Source organism: Streptomyces sp. NPDC002328, from assembly GCF_042890065.1.
In the GTDB taxonomy this organism is placed as follows: Bacteria; Actinomycetota; Actinomycetes; order Streptomycetales; family Streptomycetaceae; genus Streptomyces.
This window is the reverse complement of sequence record NZ_JBIARQ010000013.1, coordinates 158,269-179,845: the sequence shown is the minus strand read 5'-3', so window position 1 is coordinate 179,845 and position 21,577 is coordinate 158,269. Positions and strand designations below refer to the sequence as shown.

Sequence of the window (21,577 nt, the reverse complement as noted above, 5' to 3'; positions counted from 1 at the left end):
TGGCACCGGGTGCGCCCATTCGGGTATCGGCGCCGGTCCCGGGAGTGCGGTCAGCCGACCGGGAGCACCAGCGCCGGGATGGTGCGCTGCATGCGCAGGGCGTCGACCGACTCGGCGAGCAGTTCGTACTCGGTGGTCTCGTCGCAGACGGCGATCCGCACCAGGCGTCCGCCGGCCAACTCGTCGGCGACCAGTTCCTGCTGGTCCATGTCGGCGCACCAGGCGCGCAGCAGCCGGGGCACGTCCGCGACGGTGTCGGAGACGGGGACGAGGGCGCCGGGCGGGTAGGGCGCGTCGTCGGGGTGCGGGTCGAGCCGCTCGGCGATCCAGGAGGCCCGGTCGCGCAGCCACCACAGGGCGAGCGCCAGGGTCGGAGCCCGGTAGGTGCCGAGCGGGACGCCTATGCGCCGGCCGTCGCAGACGCCGTATGCGGTGACATGGCACAGGAATTCGTCGTGCACGACCTTCTCCCCCGTCGCTCGCTCGCCGGTGCGGCCTCGCTTTCCGTGCGGCTCCTCTGGGGTGAACTGCCCCTGACCTTCGAGTATGTTCACAACTGAAACACTGTCACCATGACATTCCGGCCAGTCTCCTGGCATATTCACCGGCGTTCATGGCCGAAACCGTGTGCCGGTCGGGGACGGGGGAGGTCATGGACACGGGGTGCTCGAGGCGGGGTTCGCCATGGGCCTGCGCGTCAGCGGGGGCTGGTCCGGATTGCGGGGGGCGGGGTCCGGATCGCGGGGGCGGAAGTCCGTCGGCTTCTTCCGGACCCGTGGACTTGTCAGGATCCGCGGGTGAGGTAGAAGCCGCCGGACGTCCGACGCCCCAATCGCCGTTCCGGGGCTAGCCGTTGATCACGGCGTCGATGCGGGCCAGCTCCCCGGCGGCGAAGTCCAGGTTGTCCAGCGCGCCGACGCTGTCCTCGATCTGCCGGGCGCTGCTCGCGCCGACCAGGGCGGACGTCACCCGGCCGCCGCGCAGCACCCAGGCCAGCGCCATCTGGGCCAGGGACTGGCCGCGGGACTTGGCGATCTCGTCCAGCGCGCGGAGCTTGCCGACCAGTTCCCCGGTGAGCTTGTCCGAGTTCAGGAAGGGGCTGTCGCTCGCGGCCCGCGAGTCCTCCGGGATGCCGTCGAGGTAGCGGGCGGTGAGCACGCCCTGCTCCAGCGGGGAGAAGACGATGGAGCCGACCTGGAGCTCGTCCAGGGCGTCGAGCAGGCCCCCGGACTCGGGACGGCGGTCGAGCATCGAGTAGCGCGGCTGGTGGATGAGGAGCGGGGTGCCCAGCTCGCCGAGGATGCGCGCGGCCTCGCGGGTCTGCTCCGCCGAGTAGTTGGAGACGCCGACGTAGAGCGCCTTGCCCTGCTGGACGGCGGAGTGCAGCGCGCCCATCGTCTCCTCCAGCGGAGTCTCCGGGTCGGGGCGGTGCGAGTAGAACACGTCGACGTAGTCCAGACCCATCCGCTTCAGGCTCTGGTCCAGCGACGACAGCACGTACTTGCGCGAACCCCACTCGCCGTACGGGCCCGGCCACATCAGATAGCCGGCCTTCGTGGAGATCACCAGCTCGTCGCGGTAGGCCGCGAAGTCGGTCTTCAGGAAGCCGCCGAGCGCGGATTCCGCCGCGCCGGGCGGCGGGCCGTAGTTGTTGGCGAGGTCGAAGTGGGTGATGCCGAGGTCGAAGGCGCGCCGCAGGATCGCCCGCTGGGTCTCCACCGGCCGGTCCGGGCCGAAGTTGTGCCACAGGCCGAGCGACAGTGCGGGGAGCTTCAGGCCGCTGCGTCCGGTGCGCCGGTAGGGCATGTCCGCGTAGCGGTCGGGGTGTGCGGTGTACAACGCGACTCCAGGAGGGGTTGGCTCGGACGGTCGGTCCGCGGGAACGGCTACCCACTCTGGCGCGACCTGCGGGTAGTGGTCCAACAGAAGAATCCGATGGAATTCAGCGGATAGGCTTCTCAATCATGGAACTGCGCCACCTCCAGCACTTCGTCGCGGTAGCCGAGGACCAGCACTTCACCCGGGCCGCCGAACGCCTGCTGGTGTCCCAGTCGGGCCTGTCGGCGTCGATCCGGGCCCTGGAGCGGGAGCTGCGCGCGCCGCTGTTCGTGCGCACGACCCGCCGGGTGACGTTGACGGAGGCGGGGCGGGCGCTGCTGGCGGAGGCGGAACGGATCCTGGCGCAGGTGCGGGCGGCCCACGAGGCGGTGGCGGCCGTGCAGGGCGTGGTGCGCGGCACGCTCGCGGTGGGCACCGAGCAGTGCATCGCGGGTGTGCGGGTGGCGGGGCTGCTGGCCGCGTTCCGGCGGCGGCACCCGGACGTGGAGATCCGGCTCAGGCAGTCCGGCTCGGGCGCGCTGGCCGAGGAGGTCGCGGCCGGGCGGCTGGACCTGGCGTTCGCCTACCGCACCCAGGCCGACAGCGATCAGCTGCGCTCCGCGCCGCTGGCCGGCGAGCCGATGTACGTGCTCTGCCATCCCGACCACCGGCTCGCCGACGGCGCGGCGGCGCTCGCCCCGGCCGACGTCGCCGGCGAGGTGTTCGTCGACTTCCACCCGGACTGGGGGCCGCGCCGCGCCACCGACGCCGCCTTCGCCGCCGCGGGCGTCCGCCGCACGGTCGCCCTGGAGGTCAACGACGTGCACAGCCTGCTGGACCTGGTGGACGAGAACCTCGGCGTCGCCGTCGTGCCGCGCCACTTCCGGCACAAGCGGGAGGCGCTCACCGCGCTGCCGCTGAAGGGCACGGGCGAGGTGGTGTACGAGACCGTCGCCCTGCTGCCGCCCCCGGAGGCGACCAGCCCGGCGGCCCGAGCGCTGATGACGCTGCTGGAGACGGGGGGCGAGTGAGGCCGAGCCAGGCCGGGAGAGGCCGAGTGAGGCCGAGGGGACGTGAGCAGGCGCGGGCGGACGGGCGGACGGGCGGACGGGCGGGACCAAAGCGGGGGCGGGGGGCCGCGCGGTGCGCGATGGTGGACGTATGCATGCGAAGGACGTCCTCATCGACGCGTACGACCGCATCCGGGAAGAAGTCCACGCCGCCGTCGAGGGCCTGGACCCCGACGACCTCAACGCCCGCCCCACCGCCGAGACCAACTCGGTGGCCTGGCTGGTCTGGCACCTCACCCGCGTCCAGGACGACCACGTCTCGGACGCCTTCGGGCTCGACCAGGTGTGGCTGGCCCAGGACTGGGAGAAACGGTTCGGCCTGGACCTGCCGCGCCATGACACCGGGTACGGCCACGGCGCGGCGCAGGTCGCCCGGGTGCGGGTCGACTCACCCGAGCTGCTGACCGGGTACTACGACGCCGTCCACACGCAGACCCTCCAGGCGCTGCGCGCGCTGACCGCGGCAGAGCTGGAGCGGGTCGTGGACGAGGACTGGGACCCGCCGGTCACGCTCGGCGTGCGGCTGGTCAGCGTCCTGTCCGACGACCTCCAGCACGTCGGACAGGCCGCCTACGCGCGCGGGCTGCTTCAGAGCGCGGCGGCGTAACCCGGCAGGACGACGTCCTCGATGAGGGCGTTGCGCTCGTCGAACGGGATGAACGCGCTCTTGAGGGCGTTGACCGTGACGGTGCGCAGGTCCTCGACCGTCCAGCCGGCCTCCTCGACGAGGAGGGACATCTCGCGGGTCATCGTCGTGCCGGAGACCAGACGGTTGTCGGTGTTGAGGGTGACGCGGAAGCCGAGGTCCTTCAGCGCGGTGATCGGGTGCTCGGCGATGGAGGAGGCGGCGCCGGTCTGGAGGTTGGAGGTGGGGCACATCTCCAGCGCGATCCGGCGGTCGCGCACCCAGCCGGCCAGCCGGCCGAGCTTGCCGGCCGCGAGGTCGGGGATGTCGTCGGTGATGCGCACGCCGTGGCCGATGCGCTGCGCGCCGCACACCTGGAGCGCCTGGTGGATGCTGGGCAGGCCGTGGGCCTCGCCGGCGTGGATGGTGAACGGCACGTTCTCGCCGCGCAGGTACGCGAAGGCGTCCAGGTGGTCGGCGGGCGGGAAGCCGTCCTCGGCGCCGGCGATGTCGAAGCCGACGACGCCGGCGTCCCGGAAGGCGACCGCGAGGTCGGCGGTGGCGCGGGTGCGGTCGAACATGCGCATCCCGCACAGCAGGGTGCCGACCCGGACGGGGGTGCCCGCGGCGGCGGCCTTCGCCATGCCGGCGGCGAGGCCCTCCTGCACGGTCTCGACGACCTCGGCGAGGGTCAGACCGCCCTTGAGCATCAGCTCGGGGGCGTAGCGCACCTCGCCGTAGACCACGCCGTCGGCGGCCAGGTCGAGCACGTACTCCTCGGCGGTGCGCAGCAGGCCCTCCCGGGTCTGCATCACGGCGAGGGTGTGCTCGAAGGTGGCTATGTAGCGGACCAGGTCACCGGAGTTGGCGGCCTCGAAGTACCAGGCGGCCAACTCGTCCGGGTCGGTGGTGGGCAGGGCGTGCCCGACGGTCTCGGCCAGCTCGACGACGGTGGCGGGGCGCAGACCGCCGTCGAGGTGGTCGTGCAGGACGGCCTTGGGGAGCCGGCGGATCAGGTCTGCGTCTACGCGCGTAGCGGTCATGGTGTGTCTTTCCTCGGACGTGCGGGAGGGCGGGGCGGGCGGAAGGGTGAGCGGGCGTGCGGGGCATGCGTGCGGTGCGGGAGGGGCGGGGCGTACGGAGTGCGGCGGGGTCGGCGGGCGGGAGCCGGGGGCGGCGGGCCCGGACCGTGCGGGCCGGAGCCGGGCCCGGGGGTGCTCGGAGGTCTGGCTCGGACGTCAGACTGGAGGTCTGGCTCGGAGGTCAGGCTCGGGAGGTCAGGCTCGGAGGTCAGTCGCCCGTGGCCGGCTGGAGCAGGTCCCAGCGGTTGCCGTACAGGTCCTGGAAGACGGCGACCGAGCCGTACGGCTCGTGGCGGGGCTCCTCCAGGAAGGTCACCCCGGCGGCGCGCATCCGGGCGTGGTCGCCGGCGAAGTCGTCGGTGTGCAGGAAGAAGCCGACACGGCCGCCGGTCTGGTCGCCGACCCGGGCGCGCTGGGCGTCGTCCTTGGCGCGGGCGAGGAGCAGCCCGGTGCCGTCCTGGTGCTCGCCCGGCCGCACGACGACCCACCGGGAGCCGTCGGGCCGCGGCTCGTCCTCGACGAGCCGGAAGCCGAGGGCGTCGGTGTAGAAGCGGAGCGCGTCGTCGTAGTCGTCGACGACGAGGGTGACCAGGGCGATACGAGCCATCGGGACCTCTCGGAGGGGCGATTGACGGGAGAGGTTATACGTAAAACCTGCGGGACGCCAGTCGCGCCGCGCGCTCGCGGGAACGCCGGGGTCGCGCCGGTCAGTAGGCCATCCAGCGATCGATGTCCCGCGCCCGCGCATCGAGCGCGGCGGCGACGGAGCCCGGCGTGGCCCGGGGGTCGCCGGGGACCTGCACATCGCGCCGCCCGCCGCCGCGCACGTCATCGGACTCGGTCGAGGGTTCAGGGATCGGCACCTCGATCCCCGCCCGCCGGGCGAGCGCGACCGCCGTCGCGACGAAGCCCTCGGAGAGCGTGAGGATCACGGCGTGTCCGGTCCGGCAGTGCCGGGCGACCAGGCCGTGCACGAACTCCGCGTACACGGCCGGGGCGACCGCCAGCGTGCTCGGGTCTCCGGGGAAACGACCCGGGCCGATCCCCGAGGGCAGCCCGAGGTCCGCCTCGAAGAGCTCGACCTGCCGCAGGAAGAGGCGGCCGGCTCCGTCGGACGGGTTCCACAGCGTCTCGTCGCCGACCTCGAAGTAGATGCTCATCGCCGTTCCCCCCACAGTTCAGCCGCCCTGATGCCTGCCCATCGTAGGGCAGTTGATCAACTGGGACCCGAACGGCGAACGAGTGATGGACAGTTCGCCAACTGGTCGCTTCACAGGCCCAGTTCGCGCAGCTTTCTCGCCGCGAGCCATTCCCCGCCCTCGGCGAGGGCGCGGAGTTCGGCGATCGCGGCGTCATCGCCCCATCTGGCCAGCAGGTTGACCAGCTGCTCCCTCTCCATGAACGCCCAGTCCTCGGGATCGTCCTCCTCCAGGCGGTCTTCGGGGTCCAGCGTCGCCATGTACTCCGTGTGGAAGCCGGCCGGGTTCTGCCATACGTCGTCCGAGAACCTCCACACCTGCACGGCGGCTGCCAACTCACCGCGCTGTGCCAGCACTTCGGCCAGCCGTCTGGTCGTGGACGCGGTGTCGCCGTAGGTGTGGGCCCACTGCCGCAGCGCGCCTTCGCGATCGCCGTTGCGGGCCAGCAACTCCCCCAGCCGGCCTCCCGCGTTGCGGTCCCCGGCCTCCGCGCGAGCCCGCAGCTCCGCGATCTCTTCGTGGTCCTGCCCCTTGCTGTCTGATCGTTCTTCCACTACCCGTCACCCCGTTCACGAGCCCGAGAAGCACCGGCACAGCCGCTTCTTCGGAGCGTAGACACCGGACGGGGCCGTGACGAGCGTTCGTGCGGGCCCTCGGTCGGGTCCCGGACGGGGTCTCCGGGCCGCCCCCGACATGCGCGTCAGTGAGGCGCGCCGAGTCGCCGCACGTCCTCCTCCGTGAGGCGCAGCCCGCCCGCCGCCACATTCTCCTTGAGGTGAACGGGGTCGCCCGTGCCGGGGATGGCGAGGATGTGCGGGCCCTGGGAGAGGGTCCAGGCCAGTCGGATCTGGGCGGGGCTCGCGTCGTGGACCCGGGCCGTTTCGAGCACGGCGTCGGTGTGGGCGCTGGTCGCGCCCTGGGGGCCCGCGTCGCCGGCGATGGCGTAGAACGGGACGAAGGCGATGCCCTGTCGCCCGCAGACGTGCAGGAGTTCCTCGGTCGCGGGCGGTCGGTCGCCGAGTCCGTAGCGGTTCTGGACGCTGACGATGGGGGCGATGGCCTGCGCCTCGGCGAGGTGGCGGGGTTCGACGTCGGAGAGGCCGAGGTGGCGGATCAGGCCCGCGTCGCGGAGTTCGGCGAGCGCGCCGAAGTGCTCGGCGATCGAGTCCTGCCGCATCCGGCGCAGATAGACGAGGTCGAGGTGGTCGCGGCCGAGTTGGCGCAGGTTCTCCTCGACGTGGCCGCGCAGGTCCTGCGGGCGGGCCGAGGTGCCCCACTCCCCCGTCCAGTCGCGGAACGGGCCGACCTTCGTGGCGATGAGCAGGTCGTCCGGGTACGGGGCCAACGCGCTGTTGATGAGTTCGTTGGCCGAGCGCAGCGACGAGAAGTAGAACGCCGCGGTGTCGATGTGGTTCACGCCGAGTTCGATCGCCTCGCGCAGGACGGTGATCGCCCGGTCGCGGTCGCTCGGCGTGCCGAGGTGGAAGGCGGCGCTGCCCGTCAGCCGCATCGCGCCGAGGCCGATGCGGTTGACGGTCAGGTCGCCGAGTCGCCAGGTGCCTGCGGCGTCCGCGGTGATCGTTTCGGTGGTCATCGGCGGAGTGTGGCACACCCGTGCGAGGCTCAGCAGTAGAGATTTCCTCCGGGCGTCACGCCGAGGAGCTGGGTGAAGCGCTGGTAGTTGGTGACGCGGCTCTGGACCTGCGCGGGGTTCTTGCCGTCGCACTCCAGGGAGCCGTTGATGGAGCGGATGGTCTGGCCGAAGCCCGCGCCGTTGACCATGGCGTTGTGCGGGGTCATGGTGCCGGGGCCGGACTGGGTGTTCCAGTACCACAGGGCGGTCTTCCAGGCGACGGCGGCTTCGTTCTGCACCCGCCAGGGGTTGTTGAGCAGGTCGATGCCAAGGGCGTCGCCCGCCGCCTTGTAGTTGAAGTTCCAGCTCAGCTGGATGGGGCCGCGTCCGTAGTAGGCCGCCTGGCCGGCCGGGCAGCCGTAGGGGCGGCTCCAGTCGCAGTAGTGGGGGTAGTTGGCGGTGTTCTGCTCGACGACGTGGACCAGTCCGCCGGTCTCGTGGCCGACGTTGGCGAGGAAGGCGGCGGCTTCCTGCTTCCTGGTGGTGTCGCTGCCGGTGGCGGCGAAGGCCGGGTAGGCGCTGAGCGCGGCCTTGAGCCCGCTGTACGTGTAGAAGGAGTTCCGGTTCGGGAACATCTGGTTGAACTTCGCCTCGCTGACGACGAAGCCGGACGGGGTGCCCGAGCCGTCACAGGCGTACGGCTCCCAGTACCAGGTGCTGATGGTGGGGTCGTAGCCCGGGTTGGCGTGTTCGGCGATGTACGCCTTGCCGTCGGTGTAGCGGACGACGTCCCCGGCGTTGTACGAGCGCCCGGCCACCCAGGCGGGGTAGCTCGAGCAGGGCGCGGCGGAGGCGCTCTGCGCGGGGAGCAGTACGGGGGCGGCGGTCGCGAGGACGAGAGCGGTGAGGACTGCGGAGAGACGACGCCTCGGCATGGGGTCAACTCCTTCGCGGTGGTGGGGGGTTGACGTTCACCCAACCGCTTTGGCTTGGACCGGTCAAGGGTCTGGACCAATTTGGTACAGACCAATCGGCGATGGCCATGGCAGGCGGGGCGGCGATCCCGGCGGCCGTGGCGGCACCGGGACGCGGGCATGAGGAAGAATCCGTTCATGACCGCGCCCCACCCGCTCGTCCTCCGCGCCCGCCACCTCGCCGACACCCTCCTCGCCCCGCACGCCGAACGCGTCGACCAGGAGAGCGTCCCGGCGAGCCACCTCACGGAGATCAGACGCTCAGGCCTGCTCGGGCTCAACGCGCCCACGGAGTACGGGGGTTCGGCGGCTCCGGCGGCTGTTGTGCGGGAGACGGCGGAGATCCTCGCCGGGGCGTGCTGCTCGACCTGGTTCGTGCAGACGCAGCACCACACGCCGGTGCTGACGCTGACGCGGAGCGAGGGTCCGGTGCGCGACCGCCTGCTGGGCCCGCTCGCCCGCGGGGAGTTGCTCTCCGGGGTCGCCTACGCCCATCTGCGGGCCCATCCGCGGACGCCCGTCCGGGCCAGCCGGGAGCGCGGCGGCTGGCGCTTCGACGGAACGGTGCCCTGGTTCACGGGCTGGGGCTTGAACGACGTGATGCTGCTGGCCGGTGTGACCGACGCGGACGAGGCGCTGTTCGTCTTCACCGAGGCCCGGGAGCAGCCGGGTCTGCACGCCTCGGAGCCGATGCGCCTCGCGGCGCTGACGGCCGCCCGCACCGTCTCCCTGGAGCTGGACGGCCTGCGGGCGCCGGAGGAGGCGGTCGTCCTGCGGACGCCGTACGAGCGGTGGGCGGCGGCGGACCGCCCGAAGACGGTGAGCGCGAATCCGGCCGTGTTCGGCCTGACGGAGGCGGCCCTCGCCCTGCTCGACGAGGACACCGCGACTCCCCTGCGCGCCCGCCTGACCGAGACCCGCCACCACGCCTACGCCCTGGCCGACCACCCCGACCCGCACGAGCACCTGGCGGAGAAACTGGCCCTCAGGACACAGGCGTACGAGATCCTCCAGGCAGCCACGGTCGCCGCGGTGGTGACGGGCGGCGGACGCTCGATGCTGCTGACCCACAGGGCCCAACGCCTGGCGCGGGAGGCCCTGTTCCTCCTCGTCCAGGGACAGACACAGGAGTCACGGGCGGCGCATCTGCGGGCGCTGGCGGGCTGACTCCTCCCCGCGGGCGCGGCGTCAGCCGGCGAACGGTACCTGTGTCGACGGGGCGGTGTCTGTGCGGGAGGGGTGGTGCCACGCGCCCTGCTGGGCCAGGAGCGGCAGTACGCCCTCGCCGAACCAGTACGCCTCCTCCAGGTGCGGGTAGCCGGACAGCACGAACTCCTCGATGCCCAGCGCCGCGTACTCCCGGATCCGCTCGGCGACCTCGGCGTGGCTGCCCACCAGCGCGGTTCCCGCGCCGCCGCGCACCAGGCCGATCCCGGCCCACAGGTTGGGGTGGATCTCCAGCCCGTCACGGCCGCCGCCGTGCAGGGCCAGCATCCGCCGCTGCCCCTCGGACTCGCTGCGGGCCAGCCCGGCCTGGACGGACCGCACGGTCTCGGGGTCGAACCCGTCGAGCAGCCGCCCGGCCTCCGCCCACGCCGCCTCGGAGGTGTCCCGGGTGATGACGTGCAGCCGGATGCCGAACCGCAGGGTGCGCCCCTCCTTCGCCGCGAGCCCACGGATCCAGGCGATCTTCTCGGCGACCTGGGCGGGCGGTTCGCCCCAGGTGAGGTAGACGTCGACGTGCCGGGCGGCGATCTCGCCGGCGATCGGCGAGGAGCCGCCGAAGTACACCTCGGGCACCGGATCCGGCACCCGGGCCAGCCGGGCGTCCTCGACCTGGAGGTGCTCGCCCTGGAGATCGACGGTCTTGCCGTCCCACAACTGCCGGACGATGTCGAGGAATTCGCCGGTACGGCGGTAGCGGCCGTCCTTGTCGAGGAAGTCGCCGTAGGCCCGCTGCTCATGGCTCTCGCCGCCGGTGACGACGTTCAGCAGGAGCCGTCCGCCGGACTGCCGCTGGAAGGTGGAGGCCATCTGCGCGGCCAGCGTCGGGGAGACCGATCCGGGGCGGAAGGCGACGAGGAACTTCAGCCGCTCGGTGTGCTGGCTGACCATCGCCGTGGTCAGCCAGGCGTCCTCGCACCAGGCGCCGGTCGGGGTGAGCGCGCCCACGAAGCCGAGGTCCTCCGCCGCGCGGGCGATCTGGCTCAGGTAGGCGACCGTCGGCGGCCGGTCCCGTCCGGAGGCGGTGGCCGGGGTGCCGTGGCCGCCGCCGACGACATGGCGGCTGTCGCCGTTGGTGGGGAGGAACCAGTGGAAGGTGAGGGACATGTGGGGGTCTCCGTTCGGGGGTGTCGCTAGGGCCTGTCCGGCGGATCAAGTCGCAGGAAACCGACGGTGGCTCATCAGCAGAGGTGAGCGGGGCTTGGTGCGTTCAGCTGCAAGGCGGAGGAGGGAGTCGACGCGATGGGGGCCCCTCCCGCTCGAGCGAAGCCGAGAGTGGGGGAGTCGGCGACCGACGACAACGCCGCTGGGGGTACCCCCACGCCCTTCAGGCAGTGGGGGAGGGCGTGCCAAGCCCCGCGTCTGCGGCATGATCCGCCGGACAGGCCCTAGAGGAGGCCGTGGCGGGGCGGTCGGGTGCCGTTCAGGGTGTGGCGGCCGAGGTGCTGGATCTTCCAGCGGGTCGGGTCGTGCAGGGTGTGGGTGCGGGCGTCACGCCAATGCCGGTGCAGGTTGGCGGAGGCGAGGGCGGACCGGGTGCCGGAGACTTCGAACAGGGCGCTCGACACGTCCACGGCCGCCCTCGCCGCCTGCACCTTCGCGGCGGCGACCGCGAGGGACGCCTCGGCGGCCGTGTCGTCGGTGAGTCGGGCCGTCGCCGCGTCCACGGCGTCGGCGGCCGTGCGCAGCAGCGCCTCCGACGCCCGCACCTGGAGGGAGAGTTCGCCGAACCGCTGGATCAGCAGGGGATCCTCGGCGGCCGTCTCGACGCCGCTCTCGAACCACGGCCTGCTCTTGGTCCGCACGAACTCGACGGCCTCGGCGAGCGCGCCCGCGGCGATGCCGGCGTCGATCGCGGCGTGCAGCAACTGGGCCACCGCTCCGTGGAGTTGCGGCCCCTCGAAGGTGAGGTGGTGCGGCAGGACGCGGTCGGCGGGCACCGGCACGCCGTCCAGCCGGACGGTGCCGCTGGCCGTCGTCCGCTGGCCGAGGCCGTCCCAGTCGTCGATCACCGTCAGCCCGGGGGCGTCGGCGGGGACGTAGGCGACGTGCAGCTTGTCGTCCTCGGCGCGGGCCAGGACGGGGATCCAGTCGGCGAACAGGGCGCCGGTGGAGTAGTGCTTGACCCCGTCGAGGCGGTACGAGCCGTCGGGCTGGGGCTCCAGGCGGGTCCTGATGTCCTGGACGTGCTTGGTGCCCGCCTCGGACTGGGCGTTGCCGAAGCGGCGGCCCGCGAGGAGTTCGGCGAAGAAGAACTTCCGCTGTTCCTCGCCGCCCTGACGGCGTATCACATTGACGTAGGCGAAGTGGCTCTGCGGGATCTGGGCGATGCTGGCGTCCGCGGCGGCGAGCAGCCGGAACACCTCCGCGAGGGTCCGCGCGCCGACGTCCGCCCCGCCGTGCTCGGCGGGGACGGTGACGGCGAGCAGTCCGGACGCGGCAAGGCGGTCCAACTCGGCCCGGGGCAGGCGGCGTTCGGCGTCCCGCGCCGAGGCTCCCGGGCGGAACTCGTCGGCCAGGGCCGCCGCGACCGCGAGGGCCTCCGCGTCGTCGGCGATGACGTGTGCGGCGGCGGTGATGCCGTTGTCGGCGGCGGTGACGTGTGCGGTGGTCACGGTCAGCTCGCCGCGGCCAGGTACGGCGTCCGTCCGAGGGCGCCGGAGAACTGGTCGAGGACCTGGCCGAGGGCCTCGGCGGCGGCCGGGGCGACCGTGATCGAGCCGTCCTCGTGGGCGGTGATGTCCTTGTCCAGGGTGAACCAGCCCTGCACGATGTGGGCCGCGCCCATGGAGTTCAGGACGGGCCGCAGCGCGTAGTCGATGGCCAGGACGTGGGCGACGGAGCCGCCGGTGGCGAGCGGCAGCACGGTCTTGCCGGTGAGCGCGTACTGCGGCAGCAGGTCCAGGAGCGCCTTGAGGACTCCGGAGTAGGACGCCTTGTAGACGGGGGTGCCGACGACGATCCCGTCGGCGCGGGCGAACAGTTCGGTGGCCTCGACGATCGCGGGGTGCCGGAAGTCGGCGCCGAGCAGGGCCTCGGCCGGGATCGTGCGCACGTCGAGGGGGATCACCTCGTGGCCCTGGGCGGCCAGCCGCTGGTCGAGGTGGCGCAGCAGACGGCCGGTGCGGGAGGAGGCGGAGGGACTGCCGGAGACGGACAGGACGGTGGCCATGGGTCCTCTTTCGGGGGTGTGGTCAGGCGTGGGCGTGGGCGGGGACGGACCGCGGATCCCGCGTCTCTTCGTCCGGGAGCGCGGCCTCCAGCTCGCGGACGAGGGGCAGGACGCGCCTGCCGAAGTACTCGACCTCCTCGTGGTAGTGGAGGAAGCCGAGGAGGAAGAGGTCGACGCCGAGCTGCTTGTAGGCGACGATGCGTTCGGCGATCTGCTCGGGGGTGCCGATCAGGCCGGTGCGGAAGCCGTCGTTGTACTGGACGAGGTCCTCGACGCTGGAGTCCTGCCACATGCCCTTGCCGTCGGCGGTGGACTGGCCCGCCTGCTTCACGGCCGCGCCGAAGCCCGCGACGGCCTCGCTGTCGGCGTTGGCGACGATCTCCCGGAGGGTCTCGCGGGCCTCGGCCTCGGTGTCGCGGGCGATGAGGAAGCCGTTGAGGCCGAACTTCGGCGCCGTACGGCCCGCTTGGGCGGCGGAGGCGCGGACGTCGGCGATCTGCTCGGTCACGCCGTCGTAGTCCTTGCCGTTGGAGAAGTACCAGTCGGAGACCCGGCCGGCCATGGCGCGGGCGGCCGTGGAGTTGCCGCCCTGGAAGATCTCGGGGTGGGGCCGCTCGGGCGTGTTGAGGGGCTTGGGCTTGAGGGAGAAGTCGCGCAACCGGTAGAAGTCACCGGCGAGTTCGGTGTGGTCCTCGGTCCAGATCTGGCGCAGGGCGCGGATGAACTCCTCGGAGCGGCGGTAGCGTTCGTCGTGCTCCAGCCAGGGCTCGCCGAGCGCGGTGAACTCCCCCTTGAACCAGCCGGACACGACGTTGACGGCGAAACGGCCGTTCGAGAGGTGGTCGGCGGTCGCGCCGAACTTGGCGAGGACGCCGGGGTGCCACAGGCCGGGGTGGACGGCGGCGATGACCTTCAGCCGCTCGGTGGCGAGGAGCAGCGCGAGGCTGAAGCCGGTCGACTCGTGCTGGTACTCGGCGCCGTAACTGGCCATGTAGCGGACCTGGCTGAGGGCGTAGTCGAAGCCGTTGTTCTCGGCGAGGACGGCGAGTTCGCGGTTGTACTCGTATCCCCAGTCGGTGCGCTGCTCGATCTTGCTGGTGACGAGTCCGCCGCTGACGTTGGGGACCCAGTAGGCGAATTGCAGGGGCTGAACGGGCTGTACGGACTCCACCGTCTGAGGGGTCTTGGCGGTCTGATCGGTCGGCACGGGCTCGGCGGGCATGCGGAACTCCTGTTGCGGAAAGTTTTCGGGCACGCCGAATTCACACGCCGCACAGGCGCGGAGGTGTCGGGGAACGCGCGCGGGCGCTCGGCACGCTGAATTCAGGCGGGGGAAAGGGAAAAGCGCGGCGGATCGCGGAAAGGGGGAGGGATCAGGCCGCGGCGCGACAGGAGGCGCTGGAGACGCGCGCGAGGTCGACGTGGCGTCGCCGCGTGAGGTCCAGTCGCATCTTCATGTCGTCGATCGTGGCAGCCGCCCGTCCGGGCCGTCAAGGAAGACCCGACCGGTCTCGTATCGCGGACCATTGAATTTCACGAAGGTGTGACAGGGAAACCCTTGAACCGGCGCGATATGCGCGCGCATTCTTGCGGCGTGCGAACAGAGCAGCTGGAATACATGGCGGCGGTCACCCGGTTGGGTTCGCTGCGCCGGGCCGCCGAGGAACTGCGCCTTTCCCAGCCCGCGTTGAGCGAGACGGTGCGCAATCTGGAGCGTGAGCTCGGCGTGGACCTGCTGGAGCGCAAACGGTCCGGCGCGACGATGAGCGCTTCCGGCCGTGAGCTGCTGCCCCACATCATCGGCGTGCTCGACGCGGTGGACCGGCTGCGCGCTGCGGCGGGCGAACAGCACCGCATCAGCCGCATGGTGCGCGTCGGCACGGTGAACGCGGCGACGGTGCCGCTGCTCATCCCGGCCGTGCGGGACTTCCGGGCCGCGCATCCCCTGACGCAGGTGGAGGTGGTGGGCGCCCAGCAGACGGACATCCACCGGGCGCTGCTGGAGGGCGGGTTCGACCTCGGGCTGGTGAACCATCTGGACGGCGACGACATGCCGGCCGAGTTCGAGTCCACCGAACTGCTGCGCGGGCGGCCGGTGGTGTGCGTACGCCCCGACAGCCCGCTCGCCTCGCAGCCGACGGTGTCGGCCGACGACCTGGTCGACGTGCCCCTGATCGGGATGCGGTCCGGCTATGTGATGCACCGTTATGTGCACCGGCTGCTGGGCGGCCGGGGCCCGGCCTTCGCCTACTCCACCGACGGGGCGGAGATGGGCAAGCTCATGGTCGCCGAGGGGCTCGGGGCGACGGTGCTGCCCGACTTCAGCGTGGTCGGGGATCCGCTGGAGCGGCGGGGCGCGATCACCTGCCGGCCGATCGCCGGGGAGAGCACCCGGGTGCTGCTGATGCTGCGCCGCCGCCGCGCGGAGTCCGTACCGCAGGCCGCCCGGGATCTGCACGAGGTGTTCGTGCGCACGGCGCGGGAGCTGGGCGCGGCGCGGGGGCTGGGCACGGCCGACCGCTGAGCGGCCGGGCGGCCCGGCGGGCTCATTCCTCGTCGCCCGCCGGCACCACGACGAGGAAGGCGTCCGACTTCAGATCCATGACCACGGTCGCGGGCTCGCCTTCGGCGCGCCGCCGCGCCGCGAACTCCTCCGCCGGCCACGATCCGCGCGGAGCTCCCGCAGGAAAACGCTCCAACACCTTCGCGCCCATAGCGGCAGCCACCTCCAGTATCGACGCCGATGACTTCCTGTCCTCCGGCTTCCTGTCTCCGCGTCTGCCCGGGATCGGCGCGACCATGTTCACGTCCGTACGACGGCGTCTTCCCCTGCTTCCCCTGCTTCTCCCGCGGTGTCGTCGGCGCGGCTGAGCCGTCCCGGCCACCAGGCCCGTCGGCCGATGTCCCGCACCAGGGCGGGCACCAGCAGCGAGCGCACGACGAGGGTGTCGAGCAGGACGCCGAAAGCGACGATGAAGGCGATCTGGGCGAGGAAGGCCAGCGGGATCACGCCGAGCGCGGCGAACGTCGCGGCGAGCACCACGCCCGCCGAGGTGATGACGCCGCCCGTGGTGACGAGCCCGCGCAGGACGCCCTCGCGCACCCCGTGCCGCAGCGACTCCTCGCGGACCCGGGACATCAGGAAGATGTTGTAGTCGACGCCCAGCGCCACCAGGAAGACGAACCCGTACAGCGGCACGGACGGATCCGTGCCGGTGAAGCCGAAGACGTGCCGGAAGACGAGGCTCGACACCCCCAGCGTGGCGAGGAAGTTGAGGGCCACCGTGGCGACGAGCAGGGCGGGCATCAGCAGCGAGCGCAGCAGCGCGGTCAGGATGAGGAAGATGATCACGAGGACGGCGGGGACGATGAGGGCGCGGTCCCGTTCCGCCGTGCGCAGGGTGTCGTACTGCTGGGCGGTGTAGCCGCCGACCAGGGCGTCCGCGCCGGGCACCGCGTGCAGGGCGGTGCGCAGCGCCGCGACGGTGTCCTTGGCGGCGTCGCTGTCGGCCGCCGCGTCCAGGGTGACGTCGACGCGGACGCGGCCGTCGACGACGAGGGGTGCGCCGCCGGGCCGGCCGGACGCGGCGACCGGGGCCGCCGAGGCGACGCCGCCGGTGTCCTCGGCCGTCGCGACCACGCGGTCCACGCGCGCGGCGTCGGCGACGACCACCGTGGGGTTGCCCGCGCCGCCGGGGAAGTGCCGGGCGAGCGTGGTCTGCGCGGCGACGGACGGGGCGTCGTTGACGAAGGTCTCGTCGAGCGGCACGCCCCGGGAGGTGAGGGTCGGGGAGAACGCGGCGCAGGCGAGCAGACCGGCCAGCGACACCGCCCACACCTTGCGCGGCGCCCGGTCGACCAACTCCGCGACCCGGCGCCAGACCCCGGCGCCGGCGCCCGGCCGGGCGTCCGGGCGGGGCGTCGCGGGCCAGTAGGCGGCGCGGCCGAGGAGGACCAGGACGGCGGGCAGGAAGGTCAGGGTGCTGACGACGGCGGCGACGATGCCGATCGCCCCGACCGGTCCGAGGGCCCGGTTGTTGGTGAGGTCGCTGATCAGCAGGGCGAGCAGGCCGAGGGCGACGGTCGCCGCGCTGGCCACGATGGCCCCCCAGGACCGCCGCAGCGCGGCCCGCGCCGCCTCGAACCGGTCGGCGCGCGCGGTGAGTTCCTCGCGGAAGCGGGCGGTGAGCAGCAGGGCGTAGTCGGTGGCCGCGCCGATCACGAGGATGGACAGGATGCCCTGGACCTGCCCGTCGACGCGCACCACGTCGTGGTCGGCCAGCGCGTAGACGACCGCGCAGGCGAGGCCCAGGGAGAAGACCGCGCCAAGGATGATCACCAGCGGGAGCAGCAGGCTGCGGTAGACGAGCAGCAGGATGACGAGGACGGTGACCAGCGCGACGGCGAGGAGCAGGCCGTCGATGCCGGCGAAGGCGTCGGACAGGTCGGCCTGGGTCGCGGCGGGTCCGGCGAGGTGGACGGTGGTGCCCGGGACGCGTTCGGCGGCGGCGCGGATGCCGTCGAGGGCGGCGGCGATCCCGTCGCCGAGGTCGGGGCGCAGGGGCACGACGCCCTGAATGGCCTTCCCGTCCTCGGAGAGCAGGGCGGGCGACGCCCGGCCGGTGACGCCGGGGGCGTCGGCGAGGGAGGCGAGCGCCCGGTCGGCGTCCGCGCGCCGGTCCCCCACCTCGGCGCCCCCGTCGCCGGTCCAGACGACGATCGCGGGGAGCGTCTCGTCCTGCCGGAAGGCCCGTTGCGCGGCGATGACCTCGGTGGACTCGGCGCTGCGCGGCAGGAACGCGGCCTGGTCGTTGGTGGCGACCTCGCCCAGACGCCCGGCGTAGGGGCCGAGGACGCCGCCGACGCCGATCCAGACGACAACGAGGAGGAGGGGGACGAACCAGCGGGCGCGTCGGGGTGTGACGGACATCGTTCTCCCAGCGAACGGCGGGCAGAGGACGGCGACAGGGGACGGCAGACGACTGACGACTGACGACTGACGACTGACACGAACAGGTATCTCAATGGCAAACAATCTCAATCATCGAGTCAGTTTGCCTGGGGATCCTAACCGGCATCTGTTCTTCCGCCGACGGCCGGCCCCCGGATGCGGGAATCGACTCCGGTCTAGCGGGCGGGAGGCGTGACCTCCGCCAGTTCCTCGCCCATCGCCGTGAGGAAGCGCAGCACCACCGACAGCTCGTCCTCGGTGAAGCGGGTGCGGGCGGCCTCGGTCGCCTCGGCCAGCGGCCGGAAGTAGGTGCGGGCGGCCGACCGCGCGTCGGCCGCGTAGTGCAGATGGACCACCCTGCGGTCGGTGCTCTCCCGCACCCGTCGGATGTGCCCGGCGCGCTCCAACCGGTCGACGCACGCGGTGACGGCCCCCGAGGTCAGCCCGAGGTGCTCGCGCAGACGCTTGGGGGTCATCGGCTCCTCGGAGTCGAGGATCGCGGCCAGCGCCTGGACGTCCGTGGCGTGCAGCCCGTGGACGCCGGCGAACCCGTGGACCAGCCGGTTGATCTCGCCGTTCATCCGCCGCAGCCGGACGGCGAAGGCGTGCAGGTCGCTCGGCGCCGCGGGCGCGTTGTCGTTCGCTGTGGCCACGCGGTCAGGGTAGTCGCTGGCCGCGGATCACCCGATCGTGCGCACGGAACCTCATCGCCGCATCCACGACCGGTCTCCGGGTGGAAACGATAGGAAGGGATATCCGGGGGGACCGTCGACACGGAGGACCGAGAACCCATGACCGCAGACGGCCGCGGCGCCGAAGCGCCGCTCTGCCTGGTGACCGGAGCCACGGGCTACATCGGCGGCCGACTCGTCCCCGAGCTGCTCGCGGCGGGCCTGCGGGTGCGCTGCCTGGCCCGTTCGCCGCATCGGCTGCGCGACCACGAGTGGGCCGGCCGGGCCGAGGTGGTGCGCGGGGACGTGACCGACGCCGCCTCGGTCGGGGAGGCGATGCGCGGCGTGGACGTCGCGTACTACCTGGTGCACGCGCTGGGCACCGGCGAGGACTTCGAGGAGACCGACCGGCGGGCCGCGCGGATCTTCGGGGAGCGGGCCCGCGCCGCCGGCGTGCGCCGGATCGTCTACCTCGGCGGCCTCACCCCGTCGGGCGTGCCGGAGCGGGAGCTGTCGCCGCATCTGCGCTCGCGTGCCGAGGTCGGCCGCATCCTGCTGGACTGCGGTGTGCCGGCCACCGTGCTGCGGGCGGCGGTCGTCATCGGCTCCGGCTCGGCCTCCTTCGAGATGCTGCGCTACCTCACCGAGCGCCTCCCCGTCATGGTCACCCCGAGCTGGGTGAGCACCCGGATCCAGCCGGTCGCGGTGCGGGACGTGCTCCGGGCCCTCGTCGGCAGCGCGGGGATGCCGGCGGACGTCAACAGGACGTTCGACATCGGCGGGCCGGACGTCCTGACCTACCGCGAGATGATGGCCCGTTACGCCGCCGTGGCGGACCTGCCCCGGCGGATCATCGTCCCCGTGCCGGTGCTGACGCCCCGCCTGTCCAGCCACTGGGTGGGGCTGGTGACGCCGGTGCCCGCCTCGATCGCCCGGCCGCTGACCGAGTCGCTGCGGCACGAGGTCGTCTGCCGCGAGCACGACATCGCACGCTACGTGCCGGATCCGCCGGGGCATCCGGTCGGCTTCGACGAAGCGGTGCGGCTGGCCCTGAAGAAGGTGCGGGACGCCCAGGTCACCACCCGCTGGTCCTCCGCCTCCCTCCCCGGCGCGCCCAGCGACCCGCTGCCCACCGACCCCGACTGGGCCGGCGGCAGCCTGTACACCGACGAGCGCGAACTGCCCGTCGACGCCTCCCGCGAGGCGCTGTGGCGGGTGATCGAGAGCATCGGCGGCGACAACGGCTGGTACTCCTTCCCGCTCGCCTGGGCGGTACGGGGCCGGCTGGACCGGTTGGTCGGCGGGGTCGGGCTGCGCCGGGGGCGGCGGGACGCGGCGCGGCTGCGGGTCGGGGACTCGCTCGACTTCTGGCGCGTCGAGGAGATCGAGCCCGGCCGGCTGCTGCGGCTGCGTGCCGAGATGCGGCTGCCGGGTCTGGCCTGGCTGGAGATGCACGCGGAGACGGACGACGCCGGCGGCACCCGGTACCGGCAGCGCGCGCTGTTCCATCCGCACGGGCTGCTCGGCCAGGCGTACTGGTGGGGCGTCTCGCCGTTCCACGCGGTGGTGTTCGGCGGCATGGCCCGCAACATCGCCCGGACGGCGGCGACGGAGTCACCGGAGCGGGAGGCGGTGCGGTGAGCGGGGTGCGGGCGGTGCGTGCGGTGAGGGCGGTGAGGGCGGTGAGGGCGGTGAGGGCGGTGTGGGCGGTGTGAGGCCTTGAGGGTCTCCCGTACGGACCCCGTCACCCACACGGGTGGTGTCCCGTCGGCGTGCATCCGCCGGACGCGCCGCGGCGGAAGCACCAGATGGCCCGATCACCTCACCCGGAGTCAGCGTCATGAACGTCTCGGTCGTCCTGTTCACCTCGGACCTGCGTCTGCACGACCATCCGCCGCTGCACGCGGCGCTCGACGGAGCGCGCGAGGTGGTGCCGTTGTTCGTGCGCGACCGGGCCGTGGACGCCGCCGGGTTCGCCGTCCCGAACCGGCTGGCGTTCCTCGCCGACTGTCTGCGGGACCTGGACGCGGGGCTGCGCGAGCGGGGCGGGCGGCTGGTCGTCCGCTCCGGGGAGCTGGTCCGGGAGGTGTGCCGGGCAGCCGCCGAGGCGGGCGCGGACGAGGTGCACATGTCGGCCGACGTGAGCGCGTACGCCAAGCGCCGGGAGGAGCGGCTCCGGCGGGCCCTGGAGGCGGAGGGCGTACGGCTGCACGTGCACGACGCGGTGACGACCGCCGTCACGCCCGGCGTGCTCACCCCGTCGGGCTCGGACCACTTCGCCGTGTTCACGCCGTACTACCGGCACTGGTCGCAGAAGCGGCTGCGGGACGCGCTCGGCGCGCCGCGGACCGTGCGCGTCCCGGACGGCGTCGGCTCGGAGGAACCGCCCTCGTACAAGGGGATCTCGGCGGGTCTGGCGCCGGGCGGCGAGACGGAGGGCCGCCGGCGGCTGACGGCCTGGCTGCGGCACGGGATCGCCGCGTACGAGGACCGGCACGACGACCTGGCAGGCGACGCGACCTCACGGCTCTCGCCGCATCTGCACTTCGGCACCGTCTCCGCGGTGGAGGTCGTGCACCGGGCGCGCGCGGCGGGCGGCCCCGGTGCCGGGGCGTTCGTACGGCAGGTCGCCTGGCGCGACTTCCACCGTCAGCTGCTGGCGGCCCGCCCGGACGCGTCCACCGCCGACTACCGCACGCGGCACGACCGTTGGCGTACGGAGCGCACCGCGCGGGAGGACATCGAGGCGTGGCGCGAGGGCCGTACCGGCTATCCGGTGGTGGACGCGGCGATGCGGCAGCTGCGGCACGAGGGCTGGATGCACAACCGGGGCCGGCTGCTGACCGCGAGCTTCCTGGTCAAGACGCTGTACGTGGACTGGCGCATCGGCGCGCGGCACTTCCTTCAACTGCTGGTCGACGGGGACGTGGCCAACAACCAGCTCAACTGGCAGTGGGTGGCGGGCACCGGCACCGACACCCGCCCCAACCGGGTCCTCAACCCGGTCATCCAGGCGAAGCGGTACGACCCGCACGGCACGTACGTGCGCCGCTGGGTGCCCGAACTGGCCCGGATCGAGGGCGCGGCGGTCCACGAGCCCTGGAAACTACCGGAGTTGGAGCGGGCGACGCTCGACTACCCCGATCCACTGATCGAACTGGCGGAGGGGCTGGCCCGCTTCAGGCGCGCACGCGAACGGGACTGACATGGGCCAACAT

The 21,577-nt window shown here is 72.8% G+C and carries 22 protein-coding genes; 6 read left to right on the top strand and 16 right to left on the bottom strand.

The features are described from left to right. Positions 1-50 precede the first annotated feature (50 nt). Positions 51-461 carry a hypothetical protein gene (locus ACFYX4_RS28720; RefSeq protein WP_389339350.1) on the bottom strand — a complete coding sequence of 137 codons (411 nt, stop codon included), beginning with the start codon at positions 459-461 and terminating at the stop codon, positions 51-53. Positions 462-846: 385 nt separating this feature from the next. Next, complete coding sequence (gene mgrA, locus ACFYX4_RS28715; protein ID WP_389339348.1) at positions 847-1,839, bottom strand: L-glyceraldehyde 3-phosphate reductase; 993 nt, start codon at positions 1,837-1,839, stop codon at positions 847-849. Between the two features lie 125 nt (positions 1,840-1,964). Between mgrA and ACFYX4_RS28710 the strand changes: the two genes are divergently transcribed. Both ACFYX4_RS28710 and ACFYX4_RS28705 read left to right on the top strand, forming a co-directional pair. After that, the gene (locus ACFYX4_RS28710) at positions 1,965-2,849 is read left to right on the top strand and encodes a LysR family transcriptional regulator (protein WP_389339346.1); all 885 of its coding nucleotides are present in this window, start codon (positions 1,965-1,967) and stop codon (positions 2,847-2,849) included. 130 nt (positions 2,850-2,979) lie between these two features. Next, the gene (locus tag ACFYX4_RS28705; RefSeq protein WP_389339344.1) at positions 2,980-3,495 is read left to right on the top strand and encodes a DUF664 domain-containing protein; all 516 of its coding nucleotides are present in this window, start codon (positions 2,980-2,982) and stop codon (positions 3,493-3,495) included. Here ACFYX4_RS28705 and ACFYX4_RS28700 read toward each other — a convergent pair. From ACFYX4_RS28700 to ACFYX4_RS28675, 6 genes are all read right to left on the bottom strand, one after another. Next, positions 3,477-4,556 carry an adenosine deaminase gene (locus ACFYX4_RS28700; RefSeq protein ID WP_389339342.1) on the bottom strand — a complete coding sequence of 360 codons (1,080 nt, stop codon included), beginning with the start codon at positions 4,554-4,556 and terminating at the stop codon, positions 3,477-3,479. The two genes, ACFYX4_RS28705 and ACFYX4_RS28700, sit on opposite strands and share 19 nt — an antisense overlap. A gap of 247 nt (positions 4,557-4,803) precedes the next feature. Then, positions 4,804-5,202 carry a VOC family protein gene (locus tag ACFYX4_RS28695; RefSeq protein WP_389339340.1) on the bottom strand — a complete coding sequence of 133 codons (399 nt, stop codon included), beginning with the start codon at positions 5,200-5,202 and terminating at the stop codon, positions 4,804-4,806. Between the two features lie 100 nt (positions 5,203-5,302). Next, positions 5,303-5,755, bottom strand: coding sequence for a DUF6086 family protein (locus tag ACFYX4_RS28690; RefSeq protein WP_389339338.1), 453 nt, complete (start codon positions 5,753-5,755; stop codon positions 5,303-5,305). 110 nt (positions 5,756-5,865) lie between these two features. After that, positions 5,866-6,348, bottom strand: coding sequence for a hypothetical protein (locus ACFYX4_RS28685; protein ID WP_389339336.1), 483 nt, complete (start codon positions 6,346-6,348; stop codon positions 5,866-5,868). A 146-nt stretch (positions 6,349-6,494) separates the two neighbouring features. Continuing rightward, positions 6,495-7,388, bottom strand: coding sequence for an aldo/keto reductase (locus ACFYX4_RS28680; RefSeq protein WP_389339334.1), 894 nt, complete (start codon positions 7,386-7,388; stop codon positions 6,495-6,497). 29 nt (positions 7,389-7,417) lie between these two features. Beyond that, positions 7,418-8,302, bottom strand: coding sequence for a glycoside hydrolase family 19 protein (locus ACFYX4_RS28675; RefSeq protein WP_389339332.1), 885 nt, complete (start codon positions 8,300-8,302; stop codon positions 7,418-7,420). Positions 8,303-8,479: 177 nt separating this feature from the next. Here ACFYX4_RS28675 and ACFYX4_RS28670 point away from each other — a divergent pair, with 177 nt between their 5' ends. Further along, positions 8,480-9,508 (top strand): acyl-CoA dehydrogenase family protein, encoded by a 1,029-nt coding sequence (locus ACFYX4_RS28670; protein WP_389339330.1) that lies wholly within the window; start codon positions 8,480-8,482, stop codon positions 9,506-9,508. 21 nt (positions 9,509-9,529) lie between these two features. Here the strand turns inward: ACFYX4_RS28670 and ACFYX4_RS28665 are convergent, their stop codons facing one another. The 5 genes from ACFYX4_RS28665 to ACFYX4_RS28645 all read right to left on the bottom strand — a co-directional run bounded on the left by ACFYX4_RS28665 (position 9,530) and on the right by ACFYX4_RS28645 (position 14,188). Further along, positions 9,530-10,672, bottom strand: coding sequence for an LLM class flavin-dependent oxidoreductase (locus ACFYX4_RS28665; RefSeq protein WP_389339328.1), 1,143 nt, complete (start codon positions 10,670-10,672; stop codon positions 9,530-9,532). A 281-nt stretch (positions 10,673-10,953) separates the two neighbouring features. After that, complete coding sequence (locus ACFYX4_RS28660) at positions 10,954-12,186, bottom strand: SfnB family sulfur acquisition oxidoreductase (protein WP_389339501.1); 1,233 nt, start codon at positions 12,184-12,186, stop codon at positions 10,954-10,956. Then, positions 12,183-12,737: an NADPH-dependent FMN reductase gene (ssuE, locus tag ACFYX4_RS28655; protein WP_389339326.1), complete on the bottom strand. Its 555-nt coding sequence runs from the start codon at positions 12,735-12,737 to the stop codon at positions 12,183-12,185. The genes ACFYX4_RS28660 and ssuE overlap by 4 nt, the downstream gene beginning before the upstream one ends. Positions 12,738-12,759: 22 nt before the next feature. Then, positions 12,760-13,959 carry a dimethylsulfone monooxygenase SfnG gene (sfnG, locus tag ACFYX4_RS28650; RefSeq protein WP_389339324.1) on the bottom strand — a complete coding sequence of 400 codons (1,200 nt, stop codon included), beginning with the start codon at positions 13,957-13,959 and terminating at the stop codon, positions 12,760-12,762. A gap of 151 nt (positions 13,960-14,110) precedes the next feature. Further along, positions 14,111-14,188, bottom strand: a complete 78-nt coding sequence (locus ACFYX4_RS28645) for a putative leader peptide (RefSeq protein ID WP_351405193.1) — start codon at positions 14,186-14,188, stop codon at positions 14,111-14,113. Positions 14,189-14,331: 143 nt separating this feature from the next. Here ACFYX4_RS28645 and ACFYX4_RS28640 point away from each other — a divergent pair, with 143 nt between their 5' ends. Beyond that, positions 14,332-15,261, top strand: a complete 930-nt coding sequence (locus tag ACFYX4_RS28640) for a LysR family transcriptional regulator (RefSeq protein ID WP_389339322.1) — start codon at positions 14,332-14,334, stop codon at positions 15,259-15,261. A 22-nt stretch (positions 15,262-15,283) separates the two neighbouring features. Here the strand turns inward: ACFYX4_RS28640 and ACFYX4_RS28635 are convergent, their stop codons facing one another. The 3 genes from ACFYX4_RS28635 to ACFYX4_RS28625 form a co-directional block, all read right to left on the bottom strand. Then, positions 15,284-15,472 (bottom strand): hypothetical protein, encoded by a 189-nt coding sequence (locus ACFYX4_RS28635; protein WP_389339499.1) that lies wholly within the window; start codon positions 15,470-15,472, stop codon positions 15,284-15,286. Between the two features lie 68 nt (positions 15,473-15,540). After that, positions 15,541-17,667 carry an MMPL family transporter gene (locus ACFYX4_RS28630; protein WP_389339320.1) on the bottom strand — a complete coding sequence of 709 codons (2,127 nt, stop codon included), beginning with the start codon at positions 17,665-17,667 and terminating at the stop codon, positions 15,541-15,543. A gap of 197 nt (positions 17,668-17,864) precedes the next feature. Next, positions 17,865-18,341 carry a MarR family winged helix-turn-helix transcriptional regulator gene (locus ACFYX4_RS28625; RefSeq protein ID WP_389339318.1) on the bottom strand — a complete coding sequence of 159 codons (477 nt, stop codon included), beginning with the start codon at positions 18,339-18,341 and terminating at the stop codon, positions 17,865-17,867. 138 nt (positions 18,342-18,479) lie between these two features. On the opposite strand from ACFYX4_RS28625, the gene ACFYX4_RS28620 reads away from it, so the two are divergent. Together ACFYX4_RS28620 and ACFYX4_RS28615 are read left to right on the top strand one after the other, a co-directional pair. Then, entirely contained in the window at positions 18,480-20,000 is a 1,521-nt protein-coding gene (locus ACFYX4_RS28620) for an SDR family oxidoreductase (protein ID WP_389339316.1), read from the top strand. Between the two features lie 199 nt (positions 20,001-20,199). Then, positions 20,200-21,564, top strand: a complete 1,365-nt coding sequence (locus tag ACFYX4_RS28615; RefSeq protein WP_389339314.1) for a cryptochrome/photolyase family protein — start codon at positions 20,200-20,202, stop codon at positions 21,562-21,564. Positions 21,565-21,577: the final 13 nt, after the last annotated feature.